The organism is Nocardioides soli (assembly GCF_014191495.1).
Taxonomy (GTDB): Bacteria; Actinomycetota; Actinomycetes; order Propionibacteriales; family Nocardioidaceae; genus Nocardioides; species Nocardioides soli.
In genome coordinates this window covers 439,645-456,375 of the sequence record NZ_JACHWR010000002.1, presented here as the reverse complement: position 1 = coordinate 456,375, position 16,731 = coordinate 439,645, and the positions used below count along the sequence as shown (strand labels likewise).

The 16,731-nt window shown below is 73.5% G+C and carries 11 protein-coding genes; 2 read left to right on the top strand and 9 right to left on the bottom strand.

Going from position 1 to position 16,731, the window contains the following annotated elements; translation table 11 throughout:
* Nucleotides 1-7: 7 nt before the first annotated feature.
* The 5 genes from panD to FHU40_RS12650 all read right to left on the bottom strand — a co-directional run bounded on the left by panD (nucleotide 8) and on the right by FHU40_RS12650 (nucleotide 5,210).
* Nucleotides 8-427, bottom strand: a complete 420-nt coding sequence (gene panD, locus FHU40_RS12670) for an aspartate 1-decarboxylase (RefSeq protein WP_183592687.1) — start codon at nucleotides 425-427, stop codon at nucleotides 8-10.
* Nucleotides 427-1,329, bottom strand: coding sequence for a pantoate--beta-alanine ligase (panC, locus tag FHU40_RS12665; RefSeq protein ID WP_183592686.1), 903 nt, complete (start codon nucleotides 1,327-1,329; stop codon nucleotides 427-429). The genes panD and panC overlap by 1 nt, the downstream gene beginning before the upstream one ends.
* Nucleotides 1,326-2,243, bottom strand: coding sequence for a Rossmann-like and DUF2520 domain-containing protein (locus tag FHU40_RS12660; RefSeq protein ID WP_183592685.1), 918 nt, complete (start codon nucleotides 2,241-2,243; stop codon nucleotides 1,326-1,328). The genes panC and FHU40_RS12660 overlap by 4 nt, the downstream gene beginning before the upstream one ends.
* A gap of 176 nt (nucleotides 2,244-2,419) precedes the next feature.
* A complete protein-coding gene (locus FHU40_RS12655; RefSeq protein WP_183592684.1) occupies nucleotides 2,420-4,102 on the bottom strand; it encodes a class I SAM-dependent methyltransferase in 1,683 nt (560 codons plus the stop codon).
* Nucleotides 4,095-5,210 carry a hypothetical protein gene (locus FHU40_RS12650; protein WP_183592683.1) on the bottom strand — a complete coding sequence of 372 codons (1,116 nt, stop codon included), beginning with the start codon at nucleotides 5,208-5,210 and terminating at the stop codon, nucleotides 4,095-4,097. The genes FHU40_RS12655 and FHU40_RS12650 overlap by 8 nt, the downstream gene beginning before the upstream one ends.
* 135 nt (nucleotides 5,211-5,345) lie before the next feature.
* Between FHU40_RS12650 and FHU40_RS12645 the strand changes: the two genes are divergently transcribed.
* Together FHU40_RS12645 and FHU40_RS12640 are read left to right on the top strand one after the other, a co-directional pair.
* Nucleotides 5,346-6,773, top strand: coding sequence for a bifunctional cytidylyltransferase/SDR family oxidoreductase (locus tag FHU40_RS12645; protein ID WP_183592682.1), 1,428 nt, complete (start codon nucleotides 5,346-5,348; stop codon nucleotides 6,771-6,773).
* A 32-nt stretch (nucleotides 6,774-6,805) separates the two neighbouring features.
* On the top strand, nucleotides 6,806-7,726 hold the full coding sequence (locus tag FHU40_RS12640) for a sulfotransferase family protein (RefSeq protein WP_183592681.1): 921 nt from the start codon (nucleotides 6,806-6,808) through the stop codon (nucleotides 7,724-7,726).
* A gap of 404 nt (nucleotides 7,727-8,130) precedes the next feature.
* On the opposite strand, the gene FHU40_RS12635 is transcribed toward FHU40_RS12640, so the two are convergent.
* Genes FHU40_RS12635 through FHU40_RS12620 form a run of 4 tightly spaced genes read right to left on the bottom strand, consistent with a single transcriptional unit; the run spans nucleotide 8,131 to nucleotide 16,673 of the window.
* The gene (locus FHU40_RS12635; protein WP_183592680.1) at nucleotides 8,131-9,186 is read right to left on the bottom strand and encodes a sulfotransferase family protein; all 1,056 of its coding nucleotides are present in this window, start codon (nucleotides 9,184-9,186) and stop codon (nucleotides 8,131-8,133) included.
* Nucleotides 9,183-12,770, bottom strand: a complete 3,588-nt coding sequence (locus tag FHU40_RS12630; protein WP_183592679.1) for a CDP-glycerol glycerophosphotransferase family protein — start codon at nucleotides 12,768-12,770, stop codon at nucleotides 9,183-9,185. The genes FHU40_RS12635 and FHU40_RS12630 overlap by 4 nt, the downstream gene beginning before the upstream one ends.
* Before the next feature lie 10 nt (nucleotides 12,771-12,780).
* Nucleotides 12,781-15,666, bottom strand: a complete 2,886-nt coding sequence (locus tag FHU40_RS12625; protein WP_183592678.1) for a CDP-glycerol glycerophosphotransferase family protein — start codon at nucleotides 15,664-15,666, stop codon at nucleotides 12,781-12,783.
* Nucleotides 15,667-15,713: 47 nt separating this feature from the next.
* Entirely contained in the window at nucleotides 15,714-16,673 is a 960-nt protein-coding gene (locus FHU40_RS12620; protein WP_183592677.1) for an ABC transporter substrate-binding protein, read from the bottom strand.
* Between the last annotated feature and the right edge of the window lie 58 nt (nucleotides 16,674-16,731).

The window sequence follows — 16,731 nt, the reverse complement described above, 5'->3', positions numbered from 1 at the left end:
GCGAAGGCTACCGGTTGGCGAGTCGGTCGCCGCGCGTCAGGCCCGAGCCGTCGACCGCCTCGGCCGGGTCGAAGCCGGTCGCCAGGATCCGGTTGTCGGCGTCGACGAAGACCACGTGCGGCTGGTGCTCCCTGGCCTCGGCGGTCTCCATCTGGCCGTAGCCGATCAGGATGACCAGGTCGCCGGGGTGCACGAGGCGGGCCGCCGCGCCGTTGATGCCGATCACCCCGGAGCCGCGCTCCCCCGCGATCGTGTAGGTCTCGAGCCGGGCGCCGTTGGTGATGTCGACGATATGCACGAGCTCACCGGGCAGCAGGTCGGCCGCGTCGAGCAGGTCCTCGTCGACGGTGACCGAGCCGACGTAGTGCAGGTCGGCCTGGGTCACCGTGGCGCGGTGGATCTTGCTCTTCATCATCGTGCGGAGCATCAGGACTCCTCCTCGGTTGCGGCCACCCGTCCGATCACGAGCGGCAGGTTGTCGATCAGCCGGGTGGTGCCGACGCGGGCGGCCACCAGGATCCGGGCCTCGGTCCCGGGAGGTACGTGGGGCGGCAGCTCGCCCAGGTCGGGGTCGGTGACCACCAGGTAGTCGAGGTCCACCCCCTGGGCGGCGCGCAGCTCGGCGCGGGCGGCGGCCAGGGCGCTGGCCGGGCCGTACTCCGCGGCGTGCTGCGCGACCCGGAGCAGCCGGCTGAGCGCGGTCGCGGCGTCCCGCTGCTCGGCGTCGAGGTAGCGGTTGCGGCTGGACAGCGCGAGCCCGTCGGCCTCGCGGACGGTCGGGGCACCGACGACCTCGACGCCCATGTTCAGGTCGAGCACCATCCGGCGCACCAGCACCAGCTGCTGGTAGTCCTTCTGGCCGAAGACGGCGACGTCGGGGCGCACCAGCCCGAACAGCTTCGCGACGACGGTGAGCACGCCGCGGAAGTGGCCGGGCCGGGTCCGCCCCTCGAGCAGGTCGGCCACCGGGCCGGGCTCGACGACGACCTGCGGGGCGCCGCCGGGGTAGACCTCCTCGACGCTCGGCGCGAAGACGATGTCGACGCCCTCGCGGGCGCACACCTCGAGGTCGGCGGCGAGCGTGCGGGGATAGCGGTCGAGGTCCTCGCCGGCCCCGAACTGGAGCGGGTTCACGAAGATCGAGACGACGACCGGCCCCCTCTCGCCATCTCGGGCCACCCGCTCCCGCGCGGCTCGGATCAGGCTGGCGTGGCCCTCGTGCAGCGCGCCCATGGTCGGCACGAGGCCGACGGGCCGACCGCCCGCGCGGGAGTCCGCGAGCAGGCTCGCGAGCTCGGCGCGTGTGGACGCGAGGGTGGGAGTCGTCATCGGTGGGTCGGCGTGCGCGCGGCAGCGCGCTCCGCCTCGTCGAGCACCCGGGTGATCGCGGCGGCGCGGATCGGCAGCACCCGGCCGTCGGTCACGGCCCGGCCCAGGGTGGCGCGGGCCAGCGCGACGTACGAGGTCAGCGTGAGCGGCGCGTTGGCGCGGATCTCGGCGAGATGGGCGCGCACGGTGTTGACGTCGCCGCGGACGATCGGCCCGGTCAGCGCGGCGTCGCCCTGCTCGAGGGCGTTGTCGAGCGCGGCGGTCAGCAGCGGGCGGAGCGTGCCGGCGGGGTCGTCGGAGCCGGCGGCGGCAAGCAGCTCCATCGCCTGGGTGACGAGCGTGACGAGGTGGTTGGCGCCGTGTGCGAGGCCGGCGTGGTACAGCGTGCGCATCTCCTCGGGCACCCAGGTGGGGCGTCCGAGGAGGTCGGCCACCAGCGCCTCGACGAACAGGCGCTCGTCGGGGCCGGCGGTGAGGCCGAAGACGGTTCCGGACAGGCGGTCGAGGTCGACGGCGGTGCCGGTGAACGTCATCGCGGGGTGCATCGCGGCGACCCGCGCGCCGACGGCGGCCGCAGGCGCCAGCACGTCGAGGCCGTGCCGGCCGGAGGTGTGCACGACGTACTGTCCGAGCCGGATGGCGCCAGCGTCGCTGAGCGTGGTGACGACGTTGCCGAGCATGTCGTCGGGGACCGTCAGCAGCAGCAGGTCGCAGTCGCGCGCCACGGCGGTCGGCTTCCGCGTTGCGACCCCCGGCAACAGATCGGCGATGCGGGCGCGGGAGGCGTCGGACTCACCGGCGGCGGCCACGATGTGGTGGCCCGCGGCGCCCAGCGCGGCCGCGAGCACGGCGCCGACCCGACCCGCGCCGACCACGCCCACGCGCAGCGCGGTCTCCCCGGAGTGGTGCGTCATGAGAGAACCTTTCGTTCCAGTCCCGCCGACCACCCGCCGGACCGAGGTCCGTGCGGGCCGGGGTGGGTACCGGACGTTGTTCAATGATCCAGGTGGATGCTGACGCTGTGAGCGTACGCCGCGGCTCACGACCCGGAAACCGGCGTGACCCGTGGGGTGGGTCACACGGACCGGGGTCAGACGCGGCGGGCGATCACGCGGCAGAGCACCGGGTCCTCGGTGCCCCACGGGGCGAGTCCGTCGGACTCGACCTCGTGGACGATCTCCCAGCCGCGCCGGCGCAGGTCGGCCAGGAACTCCTCGGCGCTCTGGTAACGGCGGTAGTGCTTGGGGTGCGCCTTCTGGAGCTTGGCGTCCTTGTCGGTGCGGAACTCCGCCGCGAGCACGTCGCCGGGCGCGGCCTTGGCGCCGAGGACGTCGAGCAGGGTCTGCTGCACGTCCTCGGTGATCGCGTGCAGCACGAAGCGGGTGTAGTAGAGCACCGGGCCGTCGACCCGGTCGAGGACCTCGCCGAGACCGGCCGCGTCGCCGAGGTCGCAGACCTCGAAGGTCATCCGGTCACCGAGCCCGGCGCCGAGAGCGCGGTCGCGGGCATGGGCGACGCCGACGTCGGAGCGGTCCAGCGCGACGACCGTGCGGCCGACCGAGCCGAAGTAGAAGGAGTCGCGGCCGTCGCCGCAGCCGATGTCGACGACCGTGCCGGGGGTGTCGGGGCGGTCCTGCACGAACTGCGCGAACGACGAGCCCTCGGTGTGGCCGTTGTGCGCGTAGTAGTCGGCCCAGTAGACGGTGGTGCGCTGGGCGGGGGTGAGCTGTCCGGCCTCGTCCTCGCCGCGCCGCTCGATCTTCCAGTCGAAGCCGGTCTTGGGCCGACGCCAGTCGTCGCCGTACAGCGCGGCGAGCAGCTCCTCGGCGCGCACGGGCACCAGGGCGCGGCCGCCGGAGAAGTCGATCTCGCGGGTGCCCTGCCACTCGCGCTCGGTGACCGGGGTGGTGCCGGCGTACCCGAACGGGTGTCGCAGCTCGCCGTCGGCGTCGAGGTAGGTGTGGAAGATGTCGATGCGGTACTTGGACCGCTCCGCGTCGACGATGTGGAGGCACGAGCTCATCGCCTCGACGCGGTAGCCGCGGTCGAGCAGGGTGCGTCCGAGAGCCACCAGCTCCGCGGCCGCCTCCGGGCCGGTGCGCGCCCGCGAGACGTAAGCGACGTCGAAGTCGTTGTCGTGCCCGATGTAGCCGCCCTCGCGGACCGCGCCGAGGAGGGTGCCGAACGTGAGGAACAGGTCGTAGCCGTGCTCCTCCCGCACGATCGTGCGGACCGCGGTGTAGAGGTCCATGACGGCCGCCTGCCACTCGGTGTTGAGCTGCTTGGACAGCTGCACCATGCCGGTGCGCGCCAGCACCCAGCCCGACCCGAGCCGCTCCTCCAGCAGCTTCGGGTCGTGCTCGCCGCTGTGAGGCGCCTTCACGAACATGCCGTGCCCGTGGATCGGCAGCGGCCGGCCGTCCACCTCGACCCGGAGGCGCGAGCCGCGCTTGGCGTAGGTCCAGAGGCTGTGGATCTTGAACGAGAACGTGCGGATCTGGGCCCGGCTGTTGCGGCGGTCGCCGCGCGGCGGGCGCAGCGACGGCGTCTTGGTGCGCTTCTTCGCCGACGCCTGCGACATCGCGCCGTCGGCCGTGGCGTACGTCGAGCTCACCTTGAGCGGTCCGAGGAAGAGGTCGACCCGGGTCGGCGCCGCCGCGGCGGGCACGGAGACCCAGCCGAGCACCTGCTCGTGGGAGAACTCCTCGACCATCCCGACGGCGGCCGGTGCCTCGGGCCCGCGAGCCCGGCCACGCCGGAGCAGGTCACGCATCTCGATGCTCCTCGTGGTTCGGCGTGGTGTCGTCCTTGAGCAGGTCGGGGAGTCGCTCGACGGTCGCCCGCACCAGCGCCTGCACGGCGACGGCGACGGCGGCCTGCGGCAGCGCGGGCGGTACGTCGACCGGGCCGACCGGCAGCGGCTCGCGCGCCAGCAGGGCGTCGGGCGACCCGATCACCCGGACCGCGGACTCGCGCACCGCTCGGGCCCGCTCGGCGCCGATCTCGCGCACCTGCTCGGCCGCCCACTCCGGGAACGGCGGGGTCGTCGGCGTGGCCCGCGGCAGATCGACACCCTGGAGGTGGCGGACCAGGGCGGCGGCGGTCCACGGGTCGCGCTCGCGGCGGTCGACCCCGAGCTCCTCGAAGGCGCGGTGGGCCGCCCGCACCAGCTCGACCTCGGCCCACGACAGGCTCGGGTTCGACTGCGACGGGTCGGGGGCGAGCAGCCCCTCGGGCAGTCCGAGCAGACGCTCGAAGGTGCGGGGCAGCAGGGTGCGGTCCGCGCCGTCGTTGACGATCAGGGTGATCCGCTCCGGCCCGACGACCTCGCTCCAGTTGCGCAGCAGGCGGCCGACGTCGTGGGCGCGCCAGACGTTCATGCGCTCGTAGTGGCGCTCGTCGGCGTCGCGGTCGAGGACGATCCGCAGCCACTCCTCCCAGGAGAGCGTCACGCCGGCCTTCACCCGCTCCTGCCACTGCGAGGGCAGATAGGAGTCGAGGCGCCGGGCGACGGCCACCACGTGCACGCGGTCACCGCCGAGCTCGTCGACGATCCGCTGTCGCTGCTCCTTGGTGGCCCGCCCGAAGTCCTCGTTGGAGATGCAGACCCGCTGGTCGCCGGCCGCCTCGACCTCGGCGACCAAACCCTCCCAGTGCTGGATCGGGGGGCGCGCCACGCCGTACTTCTTGCCGGCCAGGCCGATCGACCAGCCGGCGAGCCGCGGCCGACGTCCGGCGCCGGCGTAGTGGACGCCGTGGGCGGACAGCTGCTCGCGGGCCTCGTGGAAGGCCACCTGCACCGCGGTGCTGCCGGTCTTGTGCGGCCCGATGTGGACGAGACGGGTGCCTGCGGGCAGGAGCAGGTCCACGCCATCGCTCACGTGCCACACCTCCCGGGCGTCGTCCGACGGTGCCACGCGCCCCGTTCAGTCCGGGTGGCACTGTAACGGAGGTGGGCGCTGCGGCCCGCACGGGCACCACGGGCCCGCCACGGCCCGTCTGCGACACTATCCGGCATGGATTCGAGCCGTCAGCGTCGCGTCGCGGTCCTGCTCGCCGGAGGCGTCGGGGCCCGGATCGGACTCGAGATCCCCAAGCAGCTGCTCAAGGTCGCGGGCCGCACGATCCTCGAGCACTCACTGATCGCGCTGCACGAGCACCCGATGGTCGACGAGATCGTGATCATGATGACGCCGGGCCACCTCGACGCGGTCCGCGCGATCGTCGCGAAGGGCGGCTACGACAAGGTCGGCCAGATCCTCGAGGGCGGCGAGACCCGCAACGACACGACGCTGCGCGCGCTGGACGCCCTCGGCGACGACGACTGCTACGTACTTCTCCACGACGCCGTGCGACCGTTCGTCTCGGCCCGGATCATCCAGGAGTGCTTCGAGGCGCTCGACTCCTACCCCGCGGTCGACGTCGCCATCCCCTCGGCCGACACGATCATCGAGGTCGGCGACGAGAACACCATCCGCGAGATCCCGCCGCGCGCGGCGCTGCGCCGCGGCCAGACCCCGCAGGCATTCCGGTCGGGGGTGATCAAGGCGGCGTACGTCGAGGCCGGCCGCGACCCGAACTTCGTCGCCACCGACGACTGCACGGTGGTGCTCCGCTACCTGCCCGACCACCCGATCTGGGTGGTCAACGGCGACGACCGCAACATGAAGGTCACCGAGCCGATCGACGTCTACCTCGCCGACAAGCTCTTCCAGCTGACCAGCAACGACCTGCCCTCGCCGGGCGACGAAGGCGCCTACCGCGACGCGCTGGCGGGCCGGACGATGGTCGTCTTCGGCGGCAGCTACGGCATCGGCGCCGACATCGCGGAGCTCGCGACCAGGCTGGGCGCCGACGTGTTCACGTTCAGCCGGTCCAGCACCGGCACCCACGTCGAGCGCCGGACCGACATCGCCGAGGCGGCGCGTCAGGTGCTCGAGAAGACCGGCCGCGTCGACTACGTCGTCAACACCGCCGGCGTGCTGCCGCGCGGCGAGCTGGTCGACACGACCGAGGAGACGATCTACAACGCCACCGAGGTCAACTACCTCGCGCCGGTGTTCATCGCCCAGGTCTTCTTCCCGCTGCTGCGCGAGACCAAGGGCTCGCTGCTGCTGTTCACGTCGAGCTCCTACACCCGCGGCCGCAGTGGCTACAGCCTCTACTCCTCGGCCAAGGCCGCCACCGTGAACCTCACCCAGGCGCTCTCCGACGAGTGGGCCGCCGACGGGGTGCGCGCCAACTGCATCAACCCCGAGCGGACCGCCACCCCGATGCGCACGAAGGCCTTCGGCCAGGAGCCGCCCGGCTCGCTGCTCGACTCCTTCACCGTCGCCCGGACCTCGCTCGACGTGCTGCTCAGCCCGCAGACCGGGCACATCTACGACGTCCGCAAGGACGACCCCCTCGCCGCCGCGGCCGCCGACATCACCGGCGTCGGCTGAGCCGGCACGAACCACTCCTGCAAGAAGGACTGATGAGCTCCGAACGTCTCCACCCCAACGCCGTACAGAACCGCCGTCTCCGACGGCTGGCGGCCCTGGAGAAGGCGCCCCACCGGGTGCCGGTCAACTTCTCGATCGTCGGCGTGCAGAAGGCCGCGACCAGCACGATCTACATGATGCTGGCCGCCCACCCGCTGATCGCGCGCGGACCCGAGAAGGAGATGCGCCTGTTCATGATGGAGCATCTCGACTGGGAGCAGCCGGACTACTCCGACTACGTGCGCCCGGCCCGCAGCGCCGAGCCGACGATGGCCGGCGACGCGACGCCGGAGTACCTCTTCTGGCCGCACGCCCTGGAGCGGATGCGGCGCTACGACGCCGACCTGCCGCTGATCGCCACCTTCCGCGACCCGGTGGAGCGCGCCTTCTCCCAGTGGTCGATGCAGCGCTCGCGCGACCCGGAGTTCCCGGACGTGCCCGAGACCATCGAGCGGTGGGCCGACCCCCGACTCCCCCTGGACATCCCCGCCGGCGTCAGCCCCTACGAGCTGCGCCGCCGCTCGCTCTACACCCGCGGGCTCTACGGCCAGCAGCTCGAGCGCGGCCTCGACCTCTTCCCGCGCGAGCAGTGGCTGCTGCTCGACCTGCGCGAGATCGCGACCGACCCCGAGGGCGTGCTCGACCGGCTCACCGACCACCTCTCGCTGCCGCGCTTCGAGAAGTACCCCGAGCGCCTGCACCGCAACCAGACCCCGACCAGCAACGATGGCGCGGCGCCGACCGTCGAGCACATCCAGCGGCTCGTCGACGTGTACGCCGACGACCTGGCCCGCTTCGCCGAGCTCTCCGGCCTCGACCTCAGCGGCTGGTCGACGGTGAAGGTGCTCGACGGCAGGCTGTCGGTCTCCGACTTCCGCGACAAGCTGGTGGGCAAGCTCGGACTGGAGGGCTGAGGCGGGCCTCGCCGTTACCGCCTGGCCGCTGTCGGGCGCGGTGTCATAGCGGTGCAGCGCCGAAAATGGTCGCCGCGGCCGCCGCGGCCGCGGGCGGCCGCCCCTCCCGCCCCCCCATGTCACCGCTCGCCGCAGCTTCATCAAGGGATGACGGCCAAACCACGCTCCCCTGGGCGAACTCGGCCAGGGAAGCGCGAGGTCGACCTCATCCCTTGATGAAGCACCGGCCGGAGCGACCAGGATCCAGACCACAGGTCGGCGTCCTTCCGACAGGCGCCGAACGGGCGCGCGGGAGGAGTCGTCAAGGGGCGCGAAGCGGCGAAGCGAACCCCTTGACGACGGAGGACGCGCGCCCATCCTGGCGCCGCCGGAAGGGCGCCGAGAATCGCCCAACCGGGGCCGGCTCAGCCTCGGCGCAGCTTCGAGCGCACCCGACCGGCCACGACCCGGAGCAGGTCCTTGCTGCCGGTCTCACCCACCCGGCGGTCGGCGACGGTCGCGGGCGCGGTGGCGCCGGCCTCCTTGCGGGCCTCGCGAGCACCGGCGGCACGGGCCTCGCGGCGCACCTCCTCGATCGCGTCGTGGCTGACGGCGGTGGCGTCGGCGAGCAGCCGGTCGTAGCGGGCCGACAGGACGTCGAGGTCGGCGGACGCGCTGGCGTCGACGCCGTGGCTGTTCGCGAGCACGTCGAGGTCGTCCCAGATCCGCTGCGCGACGTCCTGGAGGTCGGCGGGCACCTCGAGGTCGTCCCAGGTGACCCGGTGCCGGCGCAGGTCCGGATCGATGAACTCGTCGACCGGGCTGGGAGCGTCGGTGGTGACGTCGACGTCATAGGTCAGGCCCAGGTCGGTACCGAGCCCGGCGAGCACCGGCCGCCAGTCGGTGAGCAGGTCGGTGTAGCGCACGAACGCCCGCGGCAGCGCCCGGGTCTCGCGCTCGTTGACGATCGAGTTGTTGACCCAGCGGGCGACGTTGAACGTCTCGTAGCGCCGGCGGGCCACCTCGTCGTCGGGGTTGGCGTAGTACGTCGAGCGGCTGCCGACCACCTCGGCCGGGTGCCGCAGCATCGAGATGCAGCGCAGCTCGAGCCCGGCCTCCGCGGCGGCCCAGCGCCACAGCTCCTGGGTCCACACCGTGCGCGGGTCCTTCACCACGACCTGGTCGCTCTGCTCGGCCTGCTCGGCGAGGAAGGCGACCAGGCGCCGGCGCTGGTCGTCGGTGATCGCTTCCTGCACCCGGCCGAACGCCGTCGGTCGGCTGTCGAACTCGTGGATGCCGGCCGCATCGGTGACCTGCTTGTGGAAGCGCACCGCCCACTTCGACTCGAAGAAGCCCTTCGGGTTCGACTCGTTGGCGCCGAGGTAGGGCCCCGGCACGAACAGGCCGAGGTGGTGCAGCGTGCCCGACATCGTGCTGGTGCCGCTCCGGCCGGTCCCGGTGATCAGGATCAGCAGCTTCATCGGGTCTCCTTCTCGGGGCCGGGGTCCGGCGGCGCGTCGCCGCGCGGCACCATCACCGCGTCGACGAAGCGGGCGCCGGCGCGACCGTCCTCGAGGTCGAGGAAGTCGGCGCGGAACTTCTCGTACGCCGTGGCGTGCTCGGCGCGCAGCCGGTCGAGGTCGCGCAGCTGGTCGGTGACCTCGTCGGTCGTCGCGACCAGCGGGCCGGGCGCGGTCGGCTCGAAGTCGAACAGCCAGCCGCGGGTGTCCTGGTACCGCTGCAGGTCGGGCACCTGGAAGACCATCGGCTTGCCGGTGACGCCGAAGTCGAAGCGCAGCGAGGAGTAGTCCACGACGCCGGCGTCGGCCGCCAGGTAGAGGTCGGAGATCTCCGGGTAGTCGGTGACGTCGATGCAGCCGCGCAGCGAGCCGAGCCGGTGCTCGGAGCGCGCGTTGAACGCGTGGCCGCGGATCAGGATCACGTAGTCGGGACCGAGCGCGGCGGCGGCCCGCTCGAAGTCGAGGAAGTCCGGCCACCACGCGCTGTTGTCGTCGACCGACAGGTAGTCGCGGAACGTCGGGGCGTAGAGGACCGCCTTCTGGTGCGGCTCGATGCCGAGTGCCGCCCGGGTCGCCTCGCGGATCGGCTCAGCGAGCGACGACCGGAGGACGTCGTTGCGCGGGTAGCCGATCTCGAGGACCTCGCCGTCGTAGGCGAAGTCGCGCCGCAGCAGCGGGGTGGCGTAGCGCGCCGGCGAGATCAGGTAGTCCCACTGCCGGGCGCGCTCGTCGTAGGAGTCGATGCGCGCCTGGGAGAACTGCACGTTGCGCCAGTGGGTGTGCCCCATCTGCTTGAACGGGTAGCCGTGGAAGGTCTGCACGAGCACCTGGCCGTCGGGCTTGCGGTGCCACTCCGGCTGGTACATGTTGTCGACGTAGTAGGTCGCCGACTGCACCAGCTCGTACCACTGCGGGCTGTTCACGACGACCGGGATGCTGCCCTCGGGGATCACCACCGAGTGGTCGTGCACGGCCCAGTAGACGGGCAGGTCGGAGCCGCGGCGCCGCAGCTCGCGCTGGATCGAGAGGCCGTTGTCGGTGGCCAGCTCGCCGAAGTACGACCGCAGCAGCAGGCCGCGGGCGAGCCGGGTGCGCGGCGGCGCGGAGCGCAGCCGGTTCTGCCGGTAGGTGCCGCGGCCGTCGCCGATCGGGCGCAGGATCGAGACCCGTACGACCGAGTCGGGGCCGCGCACGACCCGGCCCTCGATCTGCTCGGTGCGCACCGGTGCCGGGAGCACGTCGTTGAGCCGGCGCGACACCTGCATCGGCACCCGCACGACGTCGCCGTTGGCGACGGTCAGGTCGGCGGCCAGGTCGTGGTCGCCCAGCGGCAACGGCCACCGGCCGAAGCGGTAGACCTGGTGACGCAGCTCCAGCTCCGCGGTGAACCGGCCCGCGGTCACCGGGAAGAACTCGCCGACGGCGCGGCTCCGCTTGCTGCGGGCCCGGATCCGCAGGCTGCTGGCCGACCGGCCCACGACGCGGCCGGAGACGCGCAACACCCCGTCGGCCCCGAGCTCGGCGGTGTCGACGCGCACGCCCGCGCCGAACTCGCGGACGATCAGCGCGGCGTCGCGGCGTACGTCGACCGCCAGCGCGACCCCGGCCGGGTAGGCGTAGGTGTCGTCGGTCGGTACGACGTCGCTGCGACCGGCGTCCTCGCCGGACTGCGCGGAGCGCTGGGCGACCAGTCGCCACTCGACCGCGGCGCCGGGCTTGGGAGCCGGCACGCGCGGGAGCGTGACCTGGAAGCCGCCGTCGGCCGCCAGCGGGGCGACCGCCCGGTCGTTGCCGTCGTTGAGGACGATCGCGGTGACCCCGGAGGTGTCGACGACGGTGCCGCGCAGGGTCCGCCCGTCGAGCTCGACGTCGCGCACGACGGCGGCGGTCCGGTCGACGGTGAGCCGCAGCACCCGGTTGACCTGCCACTCCGGGAGCAGCCGGCCACCGCCGGTCAGCAGCACCGCGGGCACCAGGCCGGCCGCGCCGCTGCGCAGCAGCCGCTGCACGGGCCGGGTGACGCTGAGGCCGCCGACCTCGACGCGCAGCTGCACGGTCCACGAGGAGCCGTGCCTCGCGGCGGTCGCGAGCCGGCCGATCGGCACCCGCACGCCGAAGAGGCCGGGGTTGTAGTCACACCAGGCGTCTTCCATCGGCGGCTCGAACGACGACTCCGGCGTCTCGGTCGACCAGCTGACGTGCTCCTCACCGGTCTGGTCGTCGCGGAGCACGACGGCGACGCGCTGCTCGTGGCTCGAGAGGTCGACCTTGCCCAGGTAGGCGCGGCCGGTGATCCGCGCGACGACCTGGCCGTCGGCGTCGGTCTCCCAGTGGAAGTTCTCGACGTGGTGCCAGAGCTGGAGCTGGTCGGGGTGGATCACGAAGAGCTCGTCCGGCAGTGTGGGGTCGCCGAGCAGCGGCAGCTCGAGCAGGACGCCGTCGTCACGCAGCCGCGACGGCCACGGCGGGAGGTTCTGCACCTTGCGGCGGACCAGCTCCTGGAGGTCCGCGCGACGGTCCTGGATCGCGAGCTCGACCAGCAGGCGGCGGTTGGGGAGGGTCTGGTCCCACACCCACTCGGGCGCGCCCTCGGCGAGCTCGCGGATCGCGGCGACCAGCTCGCTCCAGTAGTCGTCGTCGACGGTGCCGGGGCTGGTGAGGTACCAGTGGAAGTGGACCTGGAAGAGGGTGAGCCGCCATTCGTCGTAGAGCTCGGGGGTGAGCTCCCGGGTCAGCACGTCGCGGCTGGTCCGCCAGGCGGCGATCCGGTCGCGGAGGTCCTTGATGCTGGCGGTCTGCTGGCTGATCGAACTCAGGTCGTCGCGGGCGCGGTAGCGGTAGACGTGGTCGGGGATCACGTCGATGGCCGCCGCACGGGCCAGCAGCTGGGTGACGATCGGCTGGTCCTCGTAGGCGACGCCCTCGCGGAACCACAGGTCCTGGGCGTCCCAGAAGTCGCGCCGAAACAGCTTGTTCCAGGTGTAGAGGTTGCGCAGCAGCGCGGGGTACTGCTCGATCGTGACCCGCTCGCGGACGTCGTCGTGGACCTCGGGCACCCAGGTGGGCCACCAGTCCTTCGCGACGTTGAAGCGGTCCACGGCACCGGCGACGATGTCCGATCCGGTTCGTACGGCGCTGTCGTGGAGCCGGCGCAGCGCCCCCGGGGTGAGCTTGTCGTCGGAGTCGACGAAGGTGAGGAAGCGGCCGCGCGCAGCGCGTACGCCGGTGTTGCGGGCCGCGCCGAGGCCGCCGTTCTCGCGGGTGACGATGCGGAACCGGGCATCGCGGGCGGCGTATCGCTCCGCGATCGCCCGGGAGCCGTCGGGCGAGCCGTCATCGACGAGCAGCACCTCGAAGTCGGTGAACTCCTGGGCCACGATGCTGTCGAGGCACTCCGCGATGTAGCTCTCGACGTTGTAGAACGGCACGATCACGCTCACCCGAGGGGGACGGATGCGGCGGCCGAGGCGGGTGCGGGCGGCCCGGCGCGCGACCCGGCGGGCGAGCACGGTCGCCTGGTGGCGACGGGCAGCGAGGCGGCTCACGGCGACCAACCTAACGGCTGGGTCCACGCCGTCCCGCATCCGCCTCCCTGGCCAGCACCTCCGCCAGCGCGTCGACGACCCGCACCGACGAGCGCCCGTCCTGGAACGGGTTCCAGCGGGCGTTGAACTCCGCGATCGGGCCCGCCCAGCGCTCGGCGAGGCTCGGGTCGAGGAGCTGCTCGACGACGCCCCCGGTGTCGACGACCAGCGGCCCGGGCGCCGACTCCTCGAAGGGGAAGAGGAAGCGGCGGCTGCCGCGGGCGTAGTCGTCGAGGTCCGGCACCAGGAAGACCATCGGCCGACCGGTGAGCGCCACGTCGAAGCGCATCGAGGAGTAGTCGAGGACGCTGGCGTCGGCCGCCAGGATCAGGTCGTTGACCTCGGGGTACGCCGTCACGTCGACCACCCGGGCCCCGCCGACCTCGACCGGGGCGGGCGTGTGGAAACGGTGCCCGCGCAGCAGCAGCACGAAGCGGTCGCCGAGCGCGGCGGCCGCCCGGGCGAGATCGAGGTGCTCGGTCATCCGTGCGCCGCGCGGCCGGAAGGCCAGGTGCTCGCGCCAGGTGGGCGCGTAGAGGACCGCGGTCTGGTCGGCGCGGATGCCGAGCAGGTGCCGGGCCGCGGCGCGCCGGTCGGCGGCGTCGGGCCCGACCAGGGCGTCGTCGCGGGGGTAGCCGTGCTCGAGCGCCGGGCCGGCGTAGGAGTACTGCTCGCGGTAGAGGCGGGTCATCTCCGGGGTCGGGGTGAGGATCGCGCTCCAGGTGTCGACACCCCGGGCCCGCAGCTCGCGGACCTTCGCCGGCGGGTAGTGCTGGGCCTGCCACTGGCTGGCGCCCATCGCCTTCGACGGGTAGCCGTGGAAGGTCTGCAGGAGGTATTGGTCCGGCCGCCGGCGGAACCACGCGTCCGTGTCGGTGTTGACCACGAGCGCCCGCGCCCGGGCGAGCACGTCGTACCACTGCCGGCTGCGCAGCAGCACCTGCTCGGCGCCGTCGGGCGCCCGCTGCCCGGCGTCCGCGACCCCCCAGACCAGGCGCAGATCGCGACGTCGGCCGCGCAACTCCTCGAAGATCGCCCGCGGACTGTCGGTGGCGGTGCGGCCGGCGTAGCTCTCGAAGTAGACGAGGCCGGGGTCGAGCGGGCGGTCGTCGAGGCGGTACGCCGCCTGGAGCCGCTCCTGGGCACGGCGACCGGCCTCGTCGTCGGCGAGCGGTGGGCCGAGCTCGACCACGAGGCCGCCACGCGGCCCGAGGTGCGCGCGCACCCGGTGGCTGGCAGTGCGGTGCTCGGCCGGGAGCCGCGCGCGCAGGTCGCCGGTCACGGCGACGTTCGCCTCGCCGGCGACGATCCGGTAGCTGCCCGGCGGCAGCGCGGTCGCGCGGCCGAGGACGTCGGTCTCCAGCGCGACGGCCACCCGGTCACCGTCACGGCGCACCGGCACCGGGATCGGCACGTCGCCGCGGCGGAGCACCCGGAGGTCGTCGACGCGTCCGGTCGCGGTGAGCAGGAGCCCGTCGTCGACGACGTCGAGGCCGGCGACGGTGACCGGGCCGGGGCTCGGAGCGACGGCCGCGGGGACGTCGACCCGGGCGGTGCGGGTCAGCTCGCCGGCCCGCACCGTCACCTCGAGCCCGGCCGGACCGGACACCTCCGCCCGCACCGCGACCGCCGCCTGGAACCGACGGTCCCACCAACGGGTCGCCTCGCCGGGGTCGAGCACGGTCACCGGGAGCGCGGCGCCGCGGGCGTCGCGGACCTCGACGACGGTCGCGGGGTCGGCCAGGTCCACGCCGGGGACGCCGAGCCACAGCTCGGTGCGCCCGGCACCGGTGCGGGCCACCCGCGCGATCGGTGCCGTCTCGCTCTCGTCGAGCCGGCGCACCTCGTCGGCCAGTCCCGCGACGGGCCAGACGGCGAGCACCTCGCCGCCGCGGCGCTCGGTGCGCAGGTCGTCGCCGAGCCCGAGCAGCTCGGCCGCGACGGCCTCGAGATCGGTGCGCCGGCCGGCGGCGGCGAGCGCGACCAGGGCCCGCGCCGCGGCACCGACGCCGGCGGTCCAGCCCGCGTCGGCGGTGGCCCGCTCGGCCACGCGCCGCAGCTCGGACCACTGCGTCTCGGCGGCGCGCTCGGCGTCCTGGAGCAGCCGCGGCAGCTCGAACCCCACGACCGTGCGGCGCCACCGCTCGGCCAGTCGCGGGTCCCCGCCGAGCCGGCCCTCGACCCGGGACCACTGCTCCAGCCGCTGCCCGAGACCGGGCAGCAGGCTGGGCGTGGCGCCGTAGGCGCGGGTGCCGTGGTCGGGGTACCAGGTCACGCCCGGAGCCGGCAGCGCGACGGGCGCTCCGTGCTCGGCGACGAGGCCGGCGAGTGTGGGCGAGCACAGCCAGTCGTCGTGCTCGGTCAGCGTCCGGCCGCCCCAGGCGGCGCGCCGCACCACCGCGCCGGCCAGCCGTACCTCGAGGGTCTCGTCGGCGTGCTGGAGACGGCGCAGCCAGGGCTCCGGCTCGCCCGCCTGCTCCAGTCGGGGAAGCGCGGCCGGCTCACCGGCGCCACCGAGCCGGTCGGCGGCCGACCGCACCGCGTCGGGGGCCAGCGTGTCGCAGCCGCGCAGCAACAGCACCAGGTCGGCGGCGGACGCCGTCAGCGCGGCGGACGCCGCCCGCTGCCAGGTCGGCTGCTCGTCGAGCAGCCGGCCCAGCCCCGCGTGGACGGCGGCGCCGGCGACCGGAGCGAGCAGCACGCCGGGTGTCGGTCCGTGCTGCGCGCCGACCGAGCGGAGCGCCTCGCCGAGTCGCGGCAGGTCGATCGGCTCGACCACGACGACGACGTCGACCGACGGGCGGCCCGCCGACCGGAGCGCCGAGCCGAGCGCCCGGCGGACCCGGCCCGGCAGCACCGCGCGCGCGACCGACCGGACGCCGGGACGCCGCGACCGGCCCGGGGTCAGAGCAGCCCCGCCTCGGTGAGGAAGTCGTGGGCGACGTCCGCGGCCTTCTCGCGATCGACGGCCATCCGGCCGTTGAGCTCGGTGAGCTTCTCGGTGGTCAGCGCCGCCATCAGCGGGTTGAGCACGTCGGCGATGTCGGGGTGGGCGTCGAGGAACTCGGTGCTGACCGCCGGCACGAGGTTCTGCGCCGGCTGGATCTGCTTGTCGTCGTCGAGCACCACGAGGCCCTGGGACTCGAGCGTGCCGTCGGTGGTGCTGGTCTCACCGAGCTGCGACTCGCCCTTCAGCACCGACTGGTAGGTCTGGTCGCTGGCGTAGCCCAGCGGCAGCACCTTGGTGATGTCGATGCCGTACTCGTCGGAGAGCCCGCCCTCGCAGTCGAGGCGGCCCTTGCAGTCGGGCGCGGCGGCCAGCACGACGGACTTGCCCTCGAGGTCGGAGAGCTGGGTGACGCCCTCGGAGTCGGAGTAGTCCTTCGTCACGAAGAACGCGTTGGTGTCGGTCGCGGGCGAGAGGTCCAGCAGCGTGATGCCGGCCTCGTCGAGCAGGTCCTTGCCCTGGTCGGCCAGCTCGGCGCCGTCACCCGCGGTGAACGGCTCCGCGTCGGCGCCGTTGGCCCGGCCGTTGAGGAAGTTGACGATGCCGCCGACGTACTCCGGCACCACGTCGACGTCGCCGGGGAACGTGGGCATGTAGGCGTCGCGGGCGTCGACGAGCTTGACGTCGGGCTGGTAGCCGGCGTTGGTCAGCAGCTCCTCGTACATGGCCGCCACCAGCTGGGCCTCGGGGAAGTTCTGCCCCGCGATGTGGACCGGCCCCTGGTCGGCGCTGCCGGAGGCGGCCGGGGTGCTCTCGTCGTCGCTGGCGTTGTTGTCCAGGTCGTCGCCGGCACAGGCCGTGACCAGGAGCAGGGACCCGACCGCGAGGACCGCAGCCAGGGATCGTCGGACGTTCATGTGCTTCACCTTCTGTGTCCCGCGGGCGCACCGCGCGTGTCCGGATCGAGCTGTCGAC